The sequence below is a fragment of the Mesosutterella multiformis genome (assembly GCF_003402575.1).
In the GTDB taxonomy this organism is placed as follows: domain Bacteria; phylum Pseudomonadota; class Gammaproteobacteria; order Burkholderiales; family Burkholderiaceae_F; genus Mesosutterella; species Mesosutterella multiformis.
Window position 1 is genome coordinate 883991 of record NZ_BGZJ01000001.1, and the last position, 17044, is coordinate 901034.

11 protein-coding genes and 1 pseudogene are annotated in these 17044 nt (G+C 59.4%); 5 read left to right on the forward strand and 7 right to left on the reverse strand.

The window, feature by feature from the left end; translation table 11 throughout:
- The first annotated feature begins 70 nt into the window (after positions 1 to 70).
- From hemH to dnaJ, 4 genes are all read left to right on the forward strand, one after another.
- Positions 71 to 1078, forward strand: a complete 1008-nt coding sequence (hemH, locus tag M4NBBH2_RS04185) for a ferrochelatase (RefSeq protein WP_116269831.1) — start codon at positions 71 to 73, stop codon at positions 1076 to 1078.
- Positions 1079 to 1159: 81 nt separating this feature from the next.
- A complete protein-coding gene (gene grpE / locus M4NBBH2_RS04190) occupies positions 1160 to 1765 on the forward strand; it encodes a nucleotide exchange factor GrpE (RefSeq protein WP_116269832.1) in 606 nt (201 codons plus the stop codon).
- 125 nt (positions 1766 to 1890) lie between these two features.
- Positions 1891 to 3831 carry a molecular chaperone DnaK gene (gene dnaK, locus M4NBBH2_RS04195; protein ID WP_116269833.1) on the forward strand — a complete coding sequence of 647 codons (1941 nt, stop codon included), beginning with the start codon at positions 1891 to 1893 and terminating at the stop codon, positions 3829 to 3831.
- Positions 3832 to 3985: 154 nt separating this feature from the next.
- Complete coding sequence (gene dnaJ / locus M4NBBH2_RS04200) at positions 3986 to 5137, forward strand: molecular chaperone DnaJ (protein WP_049686620.1); 1152 nt, start codon at positions 3986 to 3988, stop codon at positions 5135 to 5137.
- A gap of 111 nt (positions 5138 to 5248) precedes the next feature.
- On the opposite strand, the gene M4NBBH2_RS04205 is transcribed toward dnaJ, so the two are convergent.
- The 7 genes from M4NBBH2_RS04205 to M4NBBH2_RS04235 all read right to left on the reverse strand — a co-directional run bounded on the left by M4NBBH2_RS04205 (position 5249) and on the right by M4NBBH2_RS04235 (position 16391).
- On the reverse strand, positions 5249 to 6448 hold the full coding sequence (locus M4NBBH2_RS04205) for a multidrug effflux MFS transporter (RefSeq protein ID WP_116269834.1): 1200 nt from the start codon (positions 6446 to 6448) through the stop codon (positions 5249 to 5251).
- 45 nt (positions 6449 to 6493) lie between these two features.
- A complete protein-coding gene (locus tag M4NBBH2_RS04210; protein ID WP_116269835.1) occupies positions 6494 to 7888 on the reverse strand; it encodes an efflux transporter outer membrane subunit in 1395 nt (464 codons plus the stop codon).
- Positions 7888 to 11049 (reverse strand): efflux RND transporter permease subunit, encoded by a 3162-nt coding sequence (locus tag M4NBBH2_RS04215; RefSeq protein ID WP_116269836.1) that lies wholly within the window; start codon positions 11047 to 11049, stop codon positions 7888 to 7890. Before M4NBBH2_RS04215 ends, M4NBBH2_RS04210 begins: the two co-directional genes overlap by 1 nt.
- A gap of 17 nt (positions 11050 to 11066) precedes the next feature.
- The gene (locus M4NBBH2_RS04220) at positions 11067 to 12179 is read right to left on the reverse strand and encodes an efflux RND transporter periplasmic adaptor subunit (protein ID WP_116269837.1); all 1113 of its coding nucleotides are present in this window, start codon (positions 12177 to 12179) and stop codon (positions 11067 to 11069) included.
- Positions 12180 to 12240: 61 nt separating this feature from the next.
- Positions 12241 to 14028 carry an aminopeptidase P family protein gene (locus M4NBBH2_RS04225; RefSeq protein ID WP_116269838.1) on the reverse strand — a complete coding sequence of 596 codons (1788 nt, stop codon included), beginning with the start codon at positions 14026 to 14028 and terminating at the stop codon, positions 12241 to 12243.
- Between the two features lie 39 nt (positions 14029 to 14067).
- Positions 14068 to 14499, reverse strand: coding sequence for a hypothetical protein (locus M4NBBH2_RS04230; protein ID WP_116269839.1), 432 nt, complete (start codon positions 14497 to 14499; stop codon positions 14068 to 14070).
- Positions 14500 to 14609: 110 nt separating this feature from the next.
- Positions 14610 to 16391, reverse strand: a complete 1782-nt coding sequence (locus tag M4NBBH2_RS04235) for a DEAD/DEAH box helicase (protein ID WP_116269840.1) — start codon at positions 16389 to 16391, stop codon at positions 14610 to 14612.
- Between the two features lie 306 nt (positions 16392 to 16697).
- Between M4NBBH2_RS04235 and M4NBBH2_RS12010 the strand changes: the two are divergent.
- Positions 16698 to 17000: pseudogene (locus M4NBBH2_RS12010) on the forward strand (FKBP-type peptidyl-prolyl cis-trans isomerase); the annotation flags it as partial.
- Between the last annotated feature and the right edge of the window lie 44 nt (positions 17001 to 17044).

A 17044-nucleotide genomic window follows, 5' to 3' on the forward strand; every position in this document is an offset into this window, starting at 1 on the left:
CGCTGGACGGCGGGCTCGGATCCGTGACCGGAGGAGTCTTCCGGCCCGGCGTAAGTTAGGACGAAGAACTATGGGTAAGAAGCCTCAGATTGCGGTTTTGCTAGCGAACACAGGAACTCCGGATGATCCCTCTCCCGAAGCGGTGCGCCGCTATCTGCGGGATTATCTGAAGGACCGGCGTATTGTCGAAATGCCGCCTTTCATCTGGCTGCCCATCCTGTACGGCACGGTCCTCAGGAAGCGGCCGGCGAAGTCCGCGGCGAAGTATCGCCAGATCTGGACGCCGGAAGGTTCGCCTCTCGTTGTTCACGCGAGAAAAATCGCGGAAGGCCTGAATGAACGGATGAAGGCTTCAGACCTTCCCGTGCGTGTTGAATATTCCATGTGCTATGGGAATCCGTCGCTTGACGCCCAGATCCGGAAGATTGTGGCCGAGGGGATAGAGAAGCTCTTTATCCTGCCGCTTTTCCCTCAGTATTCTCCTCAGACTGTCGGGTCTGTCATGGATACCGTAGGCAAAACCTATCGGACACTGCGGAACATTCCGGCAACGAGAACCGTGAAGCGGTTCTGTGACCGTGATGACTGGGTGCAGGCGATGGCGCAGCACGTCCGGAATTACTGGGCGGAGCATGGCGAACCCTGGAGCGAAGGCGGGAAACTGATTTTCAGTTTCCATGGTGTTCCGGAGGAGTGTGTGAAGGAAAAGGGTGACACCTATCAGCAGGAATGCCTCGACTCCTCAAAGGCGATCGCCGCGGCTCTGAATCTCACATCTGAGCAGTGGGAAACCGATTTCCAGTCCCGGTTCGGCCCCCAGGAATGGCTGCAGCCCTATACGATTGATCGCGCGAAGACGCTCGCTTCCGAAGGCGTGAACCGTCTCGATATCATCTGCCCGAGCTTTACCTGTGACTGCCTTGAAACGGATGAGGAAGTCGATCTCGGGATCCGCAAGGTCTATGAAGAGGCCAATCCCTCAGGCCATTTTCACTACATTCCCTGTCTTAACAGCACGCCGGGCGCCATTGATTTTTATGAAAGACTCATCCGGGATGAGCTTCAGGGCTGGTTATAAAGGGTTAACCCTTATGTAAATCTGCTTCCGCCGACCCCATATAAATTTGGTAGCTCTTTTTATGCGGATTTGGAGGAATAAATGACGGAAGCAGCATGCGACAAACAGAAGGCTAAGGCACAGGACACGGAAAACGTGATGCCGGATGCTGCCCAGGCGGATGCAAAGACCGCCTGCGGGTGCGGAAAGGAAGCCGCTTCTTCAGAAGAAAAGAAGGACACGGCGGTGGCTGAGCTCACCGAAAAGCTTCAGCAGGCCGAGAAGAAGATCGCTGAAAACTACGACATGTATGTCCGCGCGATGGCGGAAGTCGAAAACACCCGCAAGCGCGCAGAAGCCGATGTGCTGAAGGCCGAAAAGTTCGGTATCGACAAGTTCGCCACGAATCTGCTTCCCGTGATGGATTCTCTTGAGAAGGCGATGGAGCATGCCCAGAAGGAAGAGGGCCCGATGAAGGACGGCCTTCTCGCCATCTATCGGCAGCTGATTCACGCCATGGAAGTTTCCGGCATGAAGAGCTTTGAACCCGTCGGAGAAAAGTTTGATCCGAACCGGCATCAGGCAGTCACCGTGGTTCCTCCCGCTGAAGGGCAGGAGTCCGGCACGGTCGCAACGGTTTTCCAGAAAGGCTGGATGATCCAGGAACGGGTGCTCCGTCCTGCGATGGTTGCCGTTGCGCAGGGTTGAAAAAAAACAAAACGTCCCCATATAGGGATTACGGGTGATCCAAACAGGTCACCTCAGAACTGATTTGACTAATGAAATGAGGCTGTTCAAGACAGCGGCCTCGCAGATAAAGGACTGGCAAATAAATGGGCAAGATCATTGGTATTGACCTTGGTACAACCAATTCAGCTGTGGCTGTGATGGAAGGCGACAAGGTCCGCGTGATTGAGAACAGCGAGGGCGCTCGTACGACGCCTTCCGTCGTGGCGTATATGGACAGCGGCGAAGTGGTCGTGGGCGTGCCCGCGAAGCGCCAGGCCGTGACGAACGCGAAGAACACGATTTTTGAGGTGAAGCGTCTGATTGGCCGTCGCTATGACGATCCGGCTGTTCAGTCCGCCATGACTCATCTGCCGTACAAGATTGTTCAGGCCGATAACGGTGACGCCTGGGTGCAGGTGCAGGGTGACCGTAAGCTTGCCCCGCAGCAGGTTTCCGCTGAAGTGCTCCGCAAGATGAAGAAGACCGCTGAGGATTATCTCGGCGAGCCGGTGACGGAAGCCGTGATTACGGTTCCGGCCTACTTCAACGACAGCCAGCGTCAGGCAACGAAGGATGCCGGCCGTATCGCTGGTCTTGAAGTGAAGCGCATCATCAACGAACCGACCGCTTCTGCTCTGGCCTTCGGCCTTGACAAGGGCGGCAAGGGTGACCGTAAGATCGCCGTGTATGACCTTGGCGGCGGCACGTTCGATATTTCTATCGTTGAACTCGCGGACGTTGACGGCGACAAGCAGTTTGAAGTGCTGTCCACGAACGGCGATACGTTCCTCGGCGGCGCGGACTTTGACCGCCGTGTGATGGACTACCTGATCAGCGAGTTCAAGAAGGATACGGGCATCGACCTCTCGAAGGATTCCCTCGCCCTGCAGCGTCTGAAGGATGCCGCTGAATCCGCGAAGATCGAACTCTCCAGCCGTCAGGAAACGGAAATCAACGTTCCGTACATCACGGCTGACGCCACGGGTCCGAAGCATCTGAATGTGACGCTGACCCGCTCCAAGTTCGAGAGCCTCGTTGAGGACCTCGTGCAGCGTTCCATCGAACCCTGCCGCAAGGCTCTGAAGGATGCCGGCCTGCAGCCGTCTGACATTTCCGACGTGATTCTGGTCGGCGGTCAGTCCCGTATGCCGCGTGTCCAGGAAGTGGTGAAGGAGTTCTTCGGTCAGGAACCGCGTAAGGACGTGAACCCGGATGAGGCTGTGGCTATCGGTGCTGCGGTTCAGGGTTCTGTGCTTTCCGGCGACACCCGCGACGTGCTGCTGCTCGACGTGACCCCGCTTACCCTCGGCATTGAGACCCTGGGCGGCGTGATGACCCCGATGATCAAGCGCAACACCACGATCCCGACGAAGCATCAGCAGGTCTTCTCGACGGCTGAAGACAATCAGCCGGCCGTGACGATCAAGGTCTATCAGGGTGAACGTCAGATGGCCGAAGGCAACAAGCTCCTCGGCGAGTTCAACCTCGAAGGCATCCCGCCGTCTCCGCGCGGACTGCCGCAGATTGAAGTGACCTTCGATATCGACGCGAACGGCATCCTGCACGTGAGCGCGAAGGACAAGGCTACCGGCAAGGCGAACCACATCGAGATCAAGGCGAGCTCCGGTCTGTCGGATACGGAAATCGACCGCATGATGAAGGAAGCCGAAGCGAACAAGGCTGAGGATCAGCGCCGCTTCGATCTGGCTCAGGCCCGCAATCAGGCTGATGCCGCCATCGCCCAGGTTCAGAAGACCCTGAAGGACCTCGGTGACAAGGTGGATCCGGCTGACCGTGCCGCCTGTGAAGCTGAGATCAAGGCTGTTGAAACCGCTCAGCGCGGCGAAAACAAGGACGCGATCAACAGCGCAGTTGAGAAGCTGATGGCTGCCGCTCAGAAGATCGGTGAGAAGCTGAACGCTGCTGCTCAGCAGCAGGGTGCCGCTCAGCAGCAGGCCTCCGGTGCTAAACCGGAAGGCGCTGCCAAGTCTGACAAGTCCGATGACGACGTGGTCGACGCTGACTTCAAAGAAGTCAAGCATTGATCCGCGCCCGATGCGGCAATGAAGTAATGTAACCGCACACAGGGTCGATTCCCCGATTAAGGGAACCGGCCCTTTTGCGGTTTTGATGCAAATTGATTGATTAGGATGCTGCAGAATTTGCGGTGTTTCTTTCCACAGCGGACGGCAAAATTAAATGGCTGATAGAGATTATTACGAGGTCCTGGGTGTTTCGCGCGATGCTACGGCTGAAGAAATCAAGAAGGCGTATCGGCGTCTCGCTATGAAGTACCACCCGGATCGGAATCCTGGGGATGAGACCGCAAAGGAAAAGTTTGAAGAGGTCGGGGCTGCCTATGCGGCGCTGTCCGACCCGCAGAAGCGCGCGGCCTATGACCGATTCGGAAAAGAAGGTCTGAATGGCGCCGCCGGCGGCCCGGATATGGGCGGCATGGGCGGAATGAACGGAGCCGATATTTTCGGAAGCGTGTTCGGAGATATCTTCGGCGACATGTTCCGCAACCAGGCGGGTGGCGGCCGCGCGGATGCGCGTTCCTACGCGTACCCGGGCGAGGATCTCCAGTATGAGCTCACGATTACGCTCGAGGATGCGGCGAAGGGCATGAAGCCCGAGATCCGGGTTCCGGTCTGGGATACCTGCGAAACCTGTCACGGTTCCGGCTGCAAGCCCGGCACCTCCAAGACGACCTGCCCGCACTGCGGCGGCCGCGGTACGGTCCGTATGTCTCAGGGCTTCTTCTCGGTTGAGCAGACCTGCCCGCACTGCCACGGCACCGGTCAGGTGATCAAGGATCCGTGCCCTGACTGCGGCGGCACCGGTCACCAGAGAAAGACGAAGACTCTCCAGGTGAACATTCCTGCCGGTATTGATGACGGCCAGCGTATCCGCCTTTCCGGCATGGGCGGTCCGGGCACGAACGGCGGCGAGCCGGGTGACCTCTACGTGGTGGTTCATGTGAAGCCGCATGACCTCTTCCGCCGTGAGGGTTCCAACCTTTACGTGGATCAGCCGATTTCCTTCGTGCTCGCGGCGCTCGGCGGCGAAATCACGGTGCCGAGTCTCGATGGCGAGTCCCGGATCACGCTGCCGGAAGGCACACAGACCGGTCAGGTCTTCCGCCTGCGCGGCAAGGGTATCAAGAACCTGCGTTCAGGTGCGAAGGGTGATCTCTTCTGCCGCGTGTATGTTGAGACGCCGGTGAATCTGAGCGCCGAGCAGAAGAAGATCCTGAAGAGCTTCGATACGAGCATCGCGAAGAACGAATCGAAGCACTCCCCGAAGCATCAGGGATTCCTGGATCGCGTGAAGAAGTTCTTTTCGGATTGACTCGAATCGTTCCTGAAGTGGATCAGGAACTGAAAATCGGGAAAACCATTCAGAGCAGCACCTCTTTCCAAAGGAAGAGGTGCTGTTTTGTTGTGGAGAACCGGGGCAGGTTCAGATGTCGAGCGGAACGCCCTGTGGGGAGTCGGTCGCCTGCTGCACGGCAGTTCTGACAATCAGCGATAGGCCGAGAGCGCCGAGCGCCGCCGCGATCAGAACGATTGAAGTGGAGACCGTGACGGAGTAGAGGCCGACCAGAGGCGAGACGATGCCGCCTGCGACAAAGCCTGAGGCGCCAAGGACCGCTGAAGCGGCGCCGGCCATCTTTCTCTGTCTCGACATGGCGATTGAAGACGCGGTTGGGAAAGTGGTTCCAAGGGACACGAGAAGCAGAAAGAAGCAGGGTTCAAGGAGCCAGAGCGAAGCGCCAGTGAGCAGCGACCCTCCGACGAGGAGCGAGAAGAGCACAAGCCCCGCGGAGCCGAAGACGAGAACCCGTTCAGGATTCATCATTTTGCTGGACACCACCGCGCCGAGACCGATACCGCAGGCATTGATACCGAACATCACGCTGTAGCCGATGCTGGAGAGCCCATAGATCTTCTGATAGATAAAGGGGGAGGAAGCGATGTAGCCGAACAGCACCGAGAAGGCAAAGCACTGCTGGAGCACCGTGAGCCTGAAGCAGCGGTCTTTGAAAACAGAGCCGAGTGAGAGGAAAACGGTTATCGGATTCCGGGGATTGCGGCGGGTCTCATCGAGTGTTTCCGGAAGCTTGGCGGCGAGCGCGAGAAGCGCGACCCCGATCAGCGTGAGAAAAACAAAAATTCCGCGCCAGTCAGTGACGGTGATGAGAAGCGCGCCGATGATCGGCGCGGTGACCGGTGCGATGCCATTGACGGATCCCATGGTTCCCATCGCCTTCATGAGCTCACGGCCCTCAAAGAGGTCAGTCGCGATCGAGCGTGACAGCACGATGCCGCTTGCGCCCGCGAAGCCCTGGAAGAACCGGAGGGTGATAAAGGTGAGGATATTGGGTGACAGGATCGAAATCACCGTGATGGCGATGAAGAGCACGAGACAGACGAGAAGCGGTTTCTTGCGCCCGAGGTGATCGGAAAGCGGTCCGATCACGAGCTGGCCGACAGCGAGCCCCGCCATGCTGGTGGTGAGGCCAAGCTGCACAAGGGCGGGCGTCGTGCCGAAGTATTCGACCTGTTCCGGAAGGGAAGAGAGGTAGAGGTCAGTAATGTAGGGGCCGAAGGCTGTCAGAAGGCCAAGGGTCCAGAGCAGGTAGGTTCTTGATATCTTCATGCTCTGGATTCTAGTGTTTTTCAGATCGGGCTCTGAACGGAAAACCTACCTATTTCCGGGACCTGCGCCGAGCGCCAGATTGAGCGCCACGGCGTTATTCAGCCCGTTCAGCCGGGTGCTGATTTCAGAAAGAGCCGCGGCGTTCGCGGATCTCTGAGCGGTGAGAAGCGATAGGAATCCGCCTTTGCCCGCTTCGTAAAGCGTTGAGGCCTGGGCGGCCGCTTTCTCAGCCGTGCTCCGGGCAACGGTCCGGCTCCTCGCTTCCTCGCTGTAGTAGGTGGCAGCCGAGAGACTGTCTCTCACGTCTGAGTACGCCTGTTCAGCGGCCATCCGATAGCTTTCAAGCGCTGCGGTTTCCGCGGCCTTTGCCTGGGAGAACCGCGCTGAGCGGCGTCCGAAGTCAAATATCGGAAGATCAAGCGAGAGTCCCACGGACCAGATCGAATGCGTGAAGAGATCAGAGAGTGCCCGTGACTGCGTCCCGGCGCTCCCGGTCAGCGAAATACTGGGGAAGAAGGCCGCATAAGCGACAGCGACTGAGGCATGGGCGCTTCGGAGCATCGCCTCAGCCTCACGGACGTCGGGCCGGTTCTGCAGAAGGGTGCTGGGGATACCGGGACGGATCGCGGGCACTTCGGGGAGTCCGTACGGAGAATCCGGGAGCTTCAGCTCAGGCTGCGCGGTGAGAAGCGCGAGCGCGTGAAGATGCTGCTCCGCGGCAAGCTTCCAGCTGCTCACCGCTGTGCGCTGCGTCTCAACGTCGGACCGAGCGGTATTCACGTCGACCTCGGTTGCCGTGCCGAGCCTGTATTTTGCTTCCGTAATGGAGAGAGTCTTTGCCAGGGACGCAAGAGTGTTCTCTGAAATCGCGAGACTCTGCCGAGCAGCGACCCATCCGAAATACTGGCGGGCGATATTGCCGGCCAGTGACAGCTCCACCGCCCGGACCGCCCAAAGGCTTGAGTCCGCGCTGGCAAGCGCCGCTTCACGGGCTTTGCGGTTCTTGCCCCAGAAGTCGATCTCCCAGGCGGCTTCGCCCTGAACGCGATGGATCTTGGACTTCTGATAAGCGCCAGACGTGGCGCTTTCCGTCCGGCCGTTGGATGCGTCAGCTCCCAGTGAAATATTTGGGTAGAGCGCGGCTCCCGTTTCCTCGGCGTACGCCCGTGCCTCTTCAAGTCTCGCGAGCGCGGCCCGGACGTTATGCGAGCGGCTGAGACCGGTTTCAATCAGGCTGCTCAGCGTCGGATCCGAGAATTCGTTCCACCAGTCGCTCCGGGCGCTGAAAGCGCCGCCCTTTACCTCAGGCGCGTTCCAGGTATCCGGCAGCGAAGCCCGGGTATCGGGAAGCGTTTTCGGAAGTCCGGGCGGCGTGGAGCAGGAGGCAAGAAGAAGCGAAGCGGCCAGGCCGGACGCAAGAGTAATGGCGGTTTTCTTCATTACAGCTCTCCTTTCCCGGGTTTGTCGGACGCGGAGTCACCGTCAGGCGGCGTGTCCTTCGTCTTCTTTCGCATCTTCGTGAACCAGGTGAAGAACACCGGAACAAAGATCGTCGCGATGAAGGTCGATATCAGCATGCCGCCGAACACACCGGTACCCATCGACTGACGGGCAGCGGATCCCGCGCCCGCCGCGGTGACAAGCGGCAGAACGCCGAGCATGAAGGCGAGCGACGTCATGAGAATCGGACGGAGTCGGATGCGGGCGGCGTTCACGGCGGCCTGGGCCGGTGTATCGCCGAGCGCCAGTCTCTGGAGCGCGAATTCCACGATCAGAATGGCGTTCTTTGCAGAGAGACCGATCAGCACAAGAAGGCCGATCTGGAAGTAAATGCCGTTGCTGAACCCCCGGAGCGTGAGTGACACAAAGGCGCCGAGAAGCGCGAATGGCAGTGCGAACACCACGGCGACCGGGAGCGACCACCGTTCGTAAAGCGCGGCCAGAATGAGGAAGACGACAAGAATGCCGAACCCGAACGCGGTGACTGATGAGCTTCCGATCCGCTTTTCCTGCCACGCCTGATCAACCCATTCCACCGTATAGCCTTCGGGGAGCACCTGCTGCGCGGTTTCCTCAACAATCCGGATGGCGTCACCCGAACTGATCCCCTGTGTCGCGGCACCCATGAACTGCGCGGCGAGGTAGCCGTTCAGACGCATCATGCTGATCGGACCCGATGTGCGTTTCACTGTAATCAGCGTGGAGAGCGGAATCATCGCGCCGCTTGAAGACCGGACCCAGGACCGGCCGAGATCCTCAGGCGTCATGCGGTAGGCGGTATCCGCCTGCACGATGACGCGGAGGAGCTTCGAGTCACGGGGGAAGTCGTTCACATAGGTGCTGCCCATCAGCGTTCCGAGCGTGTCGTAAACATCCGCGATGCTGACCCCCATGGCAACGGCCTTGTCTTCGTCAACAGAGACCGAGAGCTGCGGGGATTCAGCCTGCAGGAAGCTGCGGAGCGACGTGAGTTCCGGACGCTTGCGGAGGGCTTCGACGAATTCGTCCGAGACGGCCTGAAGCGCCTTGGGGTCATCGTTCCCGCGGGCCTCAATAAAGCCTGTGAAACCGTTCGCGCTGCCGAGTCCCGGAATGGCGGCGGGGAGCGTCGCGGTGCCGATCGCGTCCGTACGGGCGTTCGCGATCTTCTGCAGCATCTGACGGACATCCGTGGCGCTGACGGCGCGGTCTTCCCAGAGCTTCAGTTTCGCAGTGATGGAGGCTACGTCAGGCCGGAAGTCTGAAGAGGTAGCGTCACGCCCCGCTTCAGTCAGCACGGAGTCAACCCCTGGAAGTTTCTGAACCTTAGCTCCGACCTCGGCCGCGAGTTTCTGCGTTCTCGGGTAAGCGGAGCCTTCCGGAAGCCGCAGCACCATGCGGACGAGCCCCTGGTCCTCAGAAGGAACAAAGGAGGTCGGAGTGATCTGCACGAGTTCCCACACAACACCCGTGATCGCGACCAGAATGACCGCGCAGGCAAGGCTGTGCGAGAGCGCGAGCTGCACGGTACGGACGAACTTCGCCGTGATCTTATCGAGGCAACGGTTGAAGAACACGAAGAACGCGGGCTTCTCTTTGCGGTGCTTTTTATCCGGTGCCTTGAGGAAGAGAGCGCAGAGAGCCGGCGTGAGGGTGAGAGCATTGAAGCCTGAGATCACGACAGCCATGGCAACCGTGATGGCGAACTGCCGGTAGAGTTCACCCGCCATGCCGCCGAGGAAGGCGACCGGGACAAAGACAGAGGACAGCACGAGAACGATTGCGACCAGAGCTCCTGACACTTCCTGCATCGCCTTGACCGCGGCATCGCGGGGCGAGAGCCGTTCGTGAATCATCAGACGGTCCACGTTCTCCAGCACGACAATCGCGTCATCCACCACAATGCCGATCGCGAGCGTCATGGCGAAAAGCGTGAGCGTATTGATGGAGAAGCCGCAGAGCCAGAGTCCTGCTGTACAGCCGATGAGTGACACCGGGACCGAGATCATCGGGATCAGCGTGGCGCGCCAGGACTGCAGGAAGAGGAATACCACGGCCAGCACGAGAAGAATCGCTTCACCGATCGTTGTGATCACTTCTTTCAGAGACGCCTTCACGAAAACTGTGGTGTCGTCTGTCACGGTGTAGGTGAGCTTGCCCTTCGGGAAATGCTCCTTCAGCTCATCCATCCGCTTTACAACCGCGTTGGCGGCAGCAAGGGCGTTTCCGCCAGTCTGCAGGAAGACGCCGATGTTCGCGGCCGGATACCCGTTCTGCTCCGTCTGGAATTCATAATTCCGGCGGCCCACTTCGATCCGGGCTACATCACGCAGATGGATGGTGCCAAGCGTCGGGTCGCTCCTCAGCACGATGTTTCCGAACTGCTCCGGATTCACGAGCTGGTTGCGGCCGGTTACCGTGTAGAAGAGCTGCTGGTTCTCGGGGGTCGGCGCTGTGCCGGTTCGGCCGACACCATACTGCTGGTTCTGGGCCGAGATCGCTTTTTCAATATCGGACGTCGTGACGCGCAGCTTCGCCATCCGGAGCGGATCCACCCAGATACGCATGGCGGATTCCACGTTGCCGTAGACCATGACGTCACCGATATCGGGAACGCGCTTCAGTTCGTCAACGATATTGACGTTCGCATAGTCCGCCATGGCGAGCGGCGACATGCTCTTATCGGGAGACGTGAGAATGATGCGAAGGAGGTTATCGGAACTGCGCTTTCTTACCGTGACACCGACGTTACGCACAGCCTGAGGCAGTTTTCTCTCAGCCGTACGGACGCGGTTATTGATTTCGAGAACGGCGTTATTCGGATCTGTGCCGATCTCGAACGTGCAGTTGATACGGACTTCACCGCTTGAGCGGAGCGTCGTCGTGTAGTAGATCAGTCCCTGAATGCCGGAGAGCTGGGCCTCAATCGGCTGAGCCACGGTTCGGGAGAGTGTCTGGATGTCAGCGCCGTCATAGGATGCGCTGATCATCACGGACGGCGGGGTAATGTTCGGGTACTGGGAAACCGGCAGCACGCGGACAGAGATGATGCCGGCGAGCACGATCAGAATCGCCATCACGGTGGCGAAGATCGGCCTCTTGATGCAGAACTGGGAGAGCATGGCGTCAGACTCCGCGGTCAGGAGGCGGCACGGGAAGCGGCGGGTGAGCCCTTTCCGGGATCGGTGACCTCGCGGCCGTCACGAAGCCTGAGAATCTGGTCGGTAATCACATGATCGCCGGTCTTCAGCCCTTTCCGCACAATCCAGCTGGTGTCATCCCAGGGACCGACTTCCACCGGAACGCGCTTTGCCTTGTTGCCCTCCCGGAGATAGACCGCGTAAGTGCCGTCAGAAAGCTGGAGGACAGAGGCCTGCGGTACCTTATAGACAGCGTGTTCGGTCCCGGTCTGGATTCTCACCCGCACAAACTGTCCGGAGAGGATATTGGCGGGGGAGGTGATCTTTGCCCGCATCTGACGCGTGCCGAGGTCCGGTGTCACGGACTGAGATACATAGTCGAGCTTCGCGGGAATCCGCTTTCCATCCGAATTCACGACTTCAACCGCGTTCCCGAGAGTCATCGAGGCGTTCCCGAGATCGCGGTCACTGATGGCGAAGACGACCTTCAGATCCTTCTTCTGCGTGAGCGTGGTGAGCTGCGTCGACTGAGCGGTAATCAGGGCGCCCGGGTTCACGAGAGCCATGCCGGCAATGCCGTCCGCGGGAGCGGTGATCTGCGTGTGGGAGAGCGAGATGGAGGACGCGGCCGCCTTTGCCTCAGCGGCCTTCAGAGCTGCACGGGCCACCTTAGCCGTGCTTTGGGCGTCATCCAGATCTTTCTGGGGTACGGCCTGCTGCGCGTAGAGTCTGCGCGTGCGGGCGAGTTCGCGGTCAGCCTGCTCAAGCTGAGCCTTCGCCTGGTTCGCCGCAGCGCGGGCCGCTTCGAGGTCTGCCTGGAAAGGTGCCTGATCGATGATGAAAAGCGGCTGGCCGCGTCTGACGAATTCGCCTTCCTTATAAAGCTGCCGCTTCAGGATGCCGCTCACCTGAGAGCGGATCTCCACCTGATCGGCGCCCTCGGTCTGACCCATCACTTCATGCCACTCGGGAACATCTTCGGGAGTTACAGCAAGCGTAGTGACCGGCACAGGCTTTGTCGGAGCCTTTGTGTCGGTCTTTTTCGAGCAGCCAAGGACGCAAATGGCGGAGAGTCCTGCGGCCAGGATGATTTTGTACCACTTTCTGGGCATGATGAACCTTTGAGGGCCTTTTTTAAGGCGTAGATTGCCCAGATTGTATACTGCTAACGGGTTAAAAAACCTCAGTTCTTTCGAGTAACCAGGTGAGTGCTTCTCCGGATACCCGATCTTTCAGTTTTTCTCTCACAAGCCGGTGATAGTCATTCAGCTTCGCTATTTCGTCCGACTTCATCATGCGGGGATAAATGAGCCGCGTGTCGATCGGGCAGAGAGTGAGCGGACGGAATGTCATGAAGCGGCCGAATTCGCTTGAGGCCTGCGGAACCGGCGTAATCAGATTCTCAATCCGGATTCCCCAGCGTCCTTCGCGGTAAAGCCCCGGCTCATCGGAGACCACGATCCCTTCCACGGTCTTCGTGGCTTCAGAGGGAAGCGAGCGGGGAGAAATCGAGTACGGGCGCTCATGCACATTCATGAAGAAACCGACGCCGTGACCCGTGCCGTGCCCGAAATCGGCATCCACTTCCCAGAGCGGGGCGCGGGCAAAGGTATCGAGCTGAGACGCGTAGGCGCCTTCCGGGAAATAGGCGTCCAGCAGGTGAAGGTGTGAGCGGAGCACCGCGGTGTAATCCCGCCGGATCGCGTCATCAGGCCGATGAATCGGCGTGACGCGGGTGATATCGGTAGTGCCGGACTCGTACTGGGCTCCCGAGTCAATAAGAAGCACCGTGTCCCCATCCAGCACCGCGTTATGTTCATTAGACGGCTCATAGTGAGGCAGCGCGGCGTTCGCGCCCACTGCGGCAATCGTGCCGAAGGATTCGCTCACATAGCCACGGCCTTTCGCTCTTTCATCATGCAGGCGGCGGACCACATCCATTTCAGTCACTGTGGCACCCGAAGCGAGCGCGGATTCAAGCCAGGCATAAAAGCGGCAGAGCGCGGCACCGTCCTCGATCATGGCTTCGTCGATCAGACGGATTTCCTCAGGTGTCTTGCGGGTCTTGAAGAGCGCGAGAGGCGAGAGGCCTTCGGTAACACGGACCTGCTTCGGGATGCGGTTCCGGAAGTAATCCGTGGTTACCGCCGGATCAAAGAGCAGAGACGCATTTTCCGGAAGCGAGGCGATGGCGTCGGCGAACGCCGCGTAGGATCGGACTTCAAAGCCATCAGAGAGGAGCGCCGCCTTCAGATCAGCCGGAAGCCGGGCTTCATCGATGAAAAGCATGGGCTTCCCGCGGCAAAGCAGAAAGTGGGAAAGGAAAACCGGGTTGTAGTCAACGTCAGACGCCCGGAGGTTGGTGAGCCAGCCGATTTCATCGAGCGCCGAGGTCATGAAGGAGTCTGCACCAAGCGAAGCAAGCTGCGCCACCAGGCGGGAGAGTTTGCTCTGACGGGATTCGGGCGCGAGCGTATGCGCGAAAACCGTCGAGGAGGGCATGGCGGGACGATCATTCCAGATCTGGGACGGAAGATCCAGATCCTCGCGGAGCGAGATGCCTTTGGGGGTAAGAAGCCCGGTCAGCCGGTCCGCGGTTCTGACGCTGAGCGAACGGCCATTGATCCCGACAGAGGAGCCATCGGGCGCGTGACGCGACATCCACTGATCCCAGCCTTCGACCCCCGGAGCGCCGTCCTTCATCAGCGTGATGCCGGAGCCTTCGAGCTGCCCCGAGGCCTGTGTCCAGTAGCGGCTGTCAGTCCAGAGCAGCGCGTCATGCTGCGTGACAATCAGCGTTCCGGCACTCCCCGTGAAGCCGGAGAGCCATTCACGGTCAGCCCAGTGCGGCGGCAGATATTCCGATGCGTGGGGGTCTGATGTGATGGAAACCCACGCAAACAGGTTTTCTTTTTCGAGAAGCTGTCTTAGAGATGAAATTCTGTTTTGAACGTCTGACATTTCATTAATCCAATCAAAGATTCTCGCGCCGGTCGCAGATCAGAAGAGCTTTCTCAGGCTGACGCTGAAGGGAATGGTGATGATGCCTTCCGGAGTTTTGGATTCCATCATATGGATATCCTCGATACGCCACCCGGCATCACGGAACTCTGTGAGCGTAGCGGAAACGCGGAGACTGTGACAGATCAGGCGGACGCTGCCGAGCTTTTCGCCTGAGACCAGCGGATCCTCGGCCTCACAGTGGACGAGTGTCTGATAAGGCGCGTCGAGCAGGGGATCGGCAAGGTCGCTGAGTGCCCGGGGGCCGGACCTCGCGCGGTGGCGGGGAAGTGCCGTCGGCGCGGGACCGTCAGACGCCTGATCAGCTGAAGGCGAGGCGGCGGACAGGTCGCCCTGTGCAGTCGCGGCGCAGCCGCTCAGCACAGCGGCTGACAGCATTGCGAGCAGGGAAACGAGACATGAGCGCTTCATGCCCAAACTCCGAAAAAAGAATAATCCCTACATTTTAATTTCCGAAGAAATTAAAAATTCCCTGATCCCCTCTGCGGGAATCAGGAAAATGTAAGGATTATTGAATGGTATTAGCGGTTTCTTGAACGGCCGCCGCGGCGGGGAGCGAGACCCGGGGGCAGATTGCTGCGGGTGTTGCTGTCGGTGTAGCGGGAGTTGCGTTCAAAGTAGTCCGTGCTGCGGTCCGAGCGGGGGCCGCGGGAAGGACGGCGGCGCTTTTCGGCACCGCCTGCGCGGTAGGGGCGTTCGCCCGGCATGCTCTGCGGAAGGAAGAGAGCCTGATGCTCGGGCGCGAACGGATCCACCGGCTCATAGCGCGCGATGGTGTCGCGGCTGCGGGAGCGGCCTGGAGCCTTGCGGCGGGGCGTGTAGTTGATCGAGTTGCCGAAGTTATCAGGATCGAAACGGTCAGAGCGTTCAGCGCGGTCACCCCGATCCGAGCGGTCGGAGCTGCCGCGGCGGGAGGAAGCCTCAGGGCTGCGGCGGGAGGTGCTGCGCTTCACCTGATGACGGCGGGCGGCACCGCGGCGTTCAGGCGCGGAGCTGTCACGGTCAGAGCGGGAGTCTTCAGCGGAGACCTCGGAAGACTCGGAAGCTTCTTCACGGCTGCGGCGGGGAGCCGCGGCGGGGCGTCTTCTCGCACGGCTCTGCTGGGAGAGACGCTGATGATGATTTTGCTCCTCGCGGCGGTCATCCTCTGCGAGATCCTCAGGCTGGGGACCGGCGTACTGAGCGGGAACGATCAGGTTGATCTTTTCCTTCAGAAGCTTCTCAATCGCGGAAAGCAGCGGACGGTCTTCGGGCGACACCAGGCTCACGGCGTGGCCGGGGACGCCGGCACGGCCCGTGCGGCCGATGCGGTGCACGTAATCCTCAGGCACATCCGGAAGGTCGTAGTTCACGACGTGGGGAAGCTGTTCGATATCAAGGCCGCGAGCCGCGATATCCGTCGCGACGAGCACCTGAACCTTCTTATCCTTAAAGTCAGCGAGAGCCTTGGTGCGGGCGTTCTGGCTCTTATTGCCGTGAATGGCGGCAGCGGTCAGACCATCCTTGATCAGCTGCTGGCAGAGGCGGTTCGCGGCGTGCTTCATACGGGTGAAGACCAGCACCTGGGACCACTTTTCATCGACGATCAGATCACGGAGCAGTTCACGCTTCCGGTTCTTCGGCACGGCATAAGCCTGCTGTTCGATCAGGGCCGATTCCTTATTGGGGGAAATTTCGACGGAGACCGGGGAATTGAGAAGGGAGTCCGCGAGTTTGCGGATTTCCGGGCTGAAGGTGGCCGAGAAGAGCAGGCTCTGGCGGTTTTCCGGGATCAGCTTGATCAGTTTCCGGATGTCATGAATGAAGCCCATGTCGAGCATGCGGTCGGCTTCATCGAGCACCAGGAACTTCACCGCGGAGAGCGACACATGCTTCTGACCGAGATGATCCAGAAGGCGGCCCGGCGTGGCGATAAGAATATCGACGCCGCGGGCAAGGGCCGCGGTCTGGGGCTTCAGGTTTACGCCGCCGAAAACGAGGGCGGAACGGATGTCCAGATACTTCGAGTACGCCGTAATGTTCTCGTGGATCTGAGCCGCGAGTTCGCGGGTCGGAGCCAGAATCAGCGCTGTCACTTCCTTCGGCTTCGCGCGGACGCCGGACTCAGCGATCTTCTGAATGATCGGCAGGCTGTAGGCCGCGGTCTTGCCGGTGCCGGTCTGAGCGGCGGCCAGCATGTCCTTGCCTTCAAGCAGGGACGGAATGGATTTCTGCTGAACCGGGGTCGGTTCGCGATAATTTAATTCGTCAATAGCCTTAAGCAAAGGGTCAATCAGACCCAGAGAGGCAAAAGATTGGTTCACTTTGAGAGAAACCTATGAGAACTGCGCGGAGCCAGTCGTAAAAAAGAAAGCTGGTCCAGGTTTGGGGCAGTCCCCGGTTAATATATTGGAAGACAGGATGGCGCTGTTATCGGTGCGGGGTGAACCCTGGACACCTGTGAGGCGTAGGCAGATGCTTAGTTGTATCAGGCCGAAACCCCGGCAAACCTGGATTGCCGCGGGATAACTGTCAAGAATGCCGAAAATTTGCTTTTCTGCATGTGTGGCCATTGTACCTGATTACTTCTGATCGGGGGTTCTTCACGAGAGTGAAGTTTTGGAGAAACTATGAGTGAATTGAAGATTGAAGAGATCGTCGTTGGCGAAGGCGATGAGGTGAAGGACGGGGACTGGGTTTCCGTTCATTACACCGGCTGCCTCGAGGACGGAACGAAGTTTGATTCGAGCCTCGACCGCGGCGAACCGATTGAGTTTCCCCTGGGCGGCGGCATGGTGATCCCCGGCTGGGAACAGGGTATCCGCAGCATGCGCGTCGGAGGAAAGAGAAAGCTCGTGATTCCTCCCGAGCTCGCCTATGGTGAAGACGGCGCGGGTGATGTGATCCCGCCGAACGCCGTTCTCGTGTTTGACGTTGAAGTGGTCGGCGCCCGCTCGAACCAGTACCCCGAAGAGGG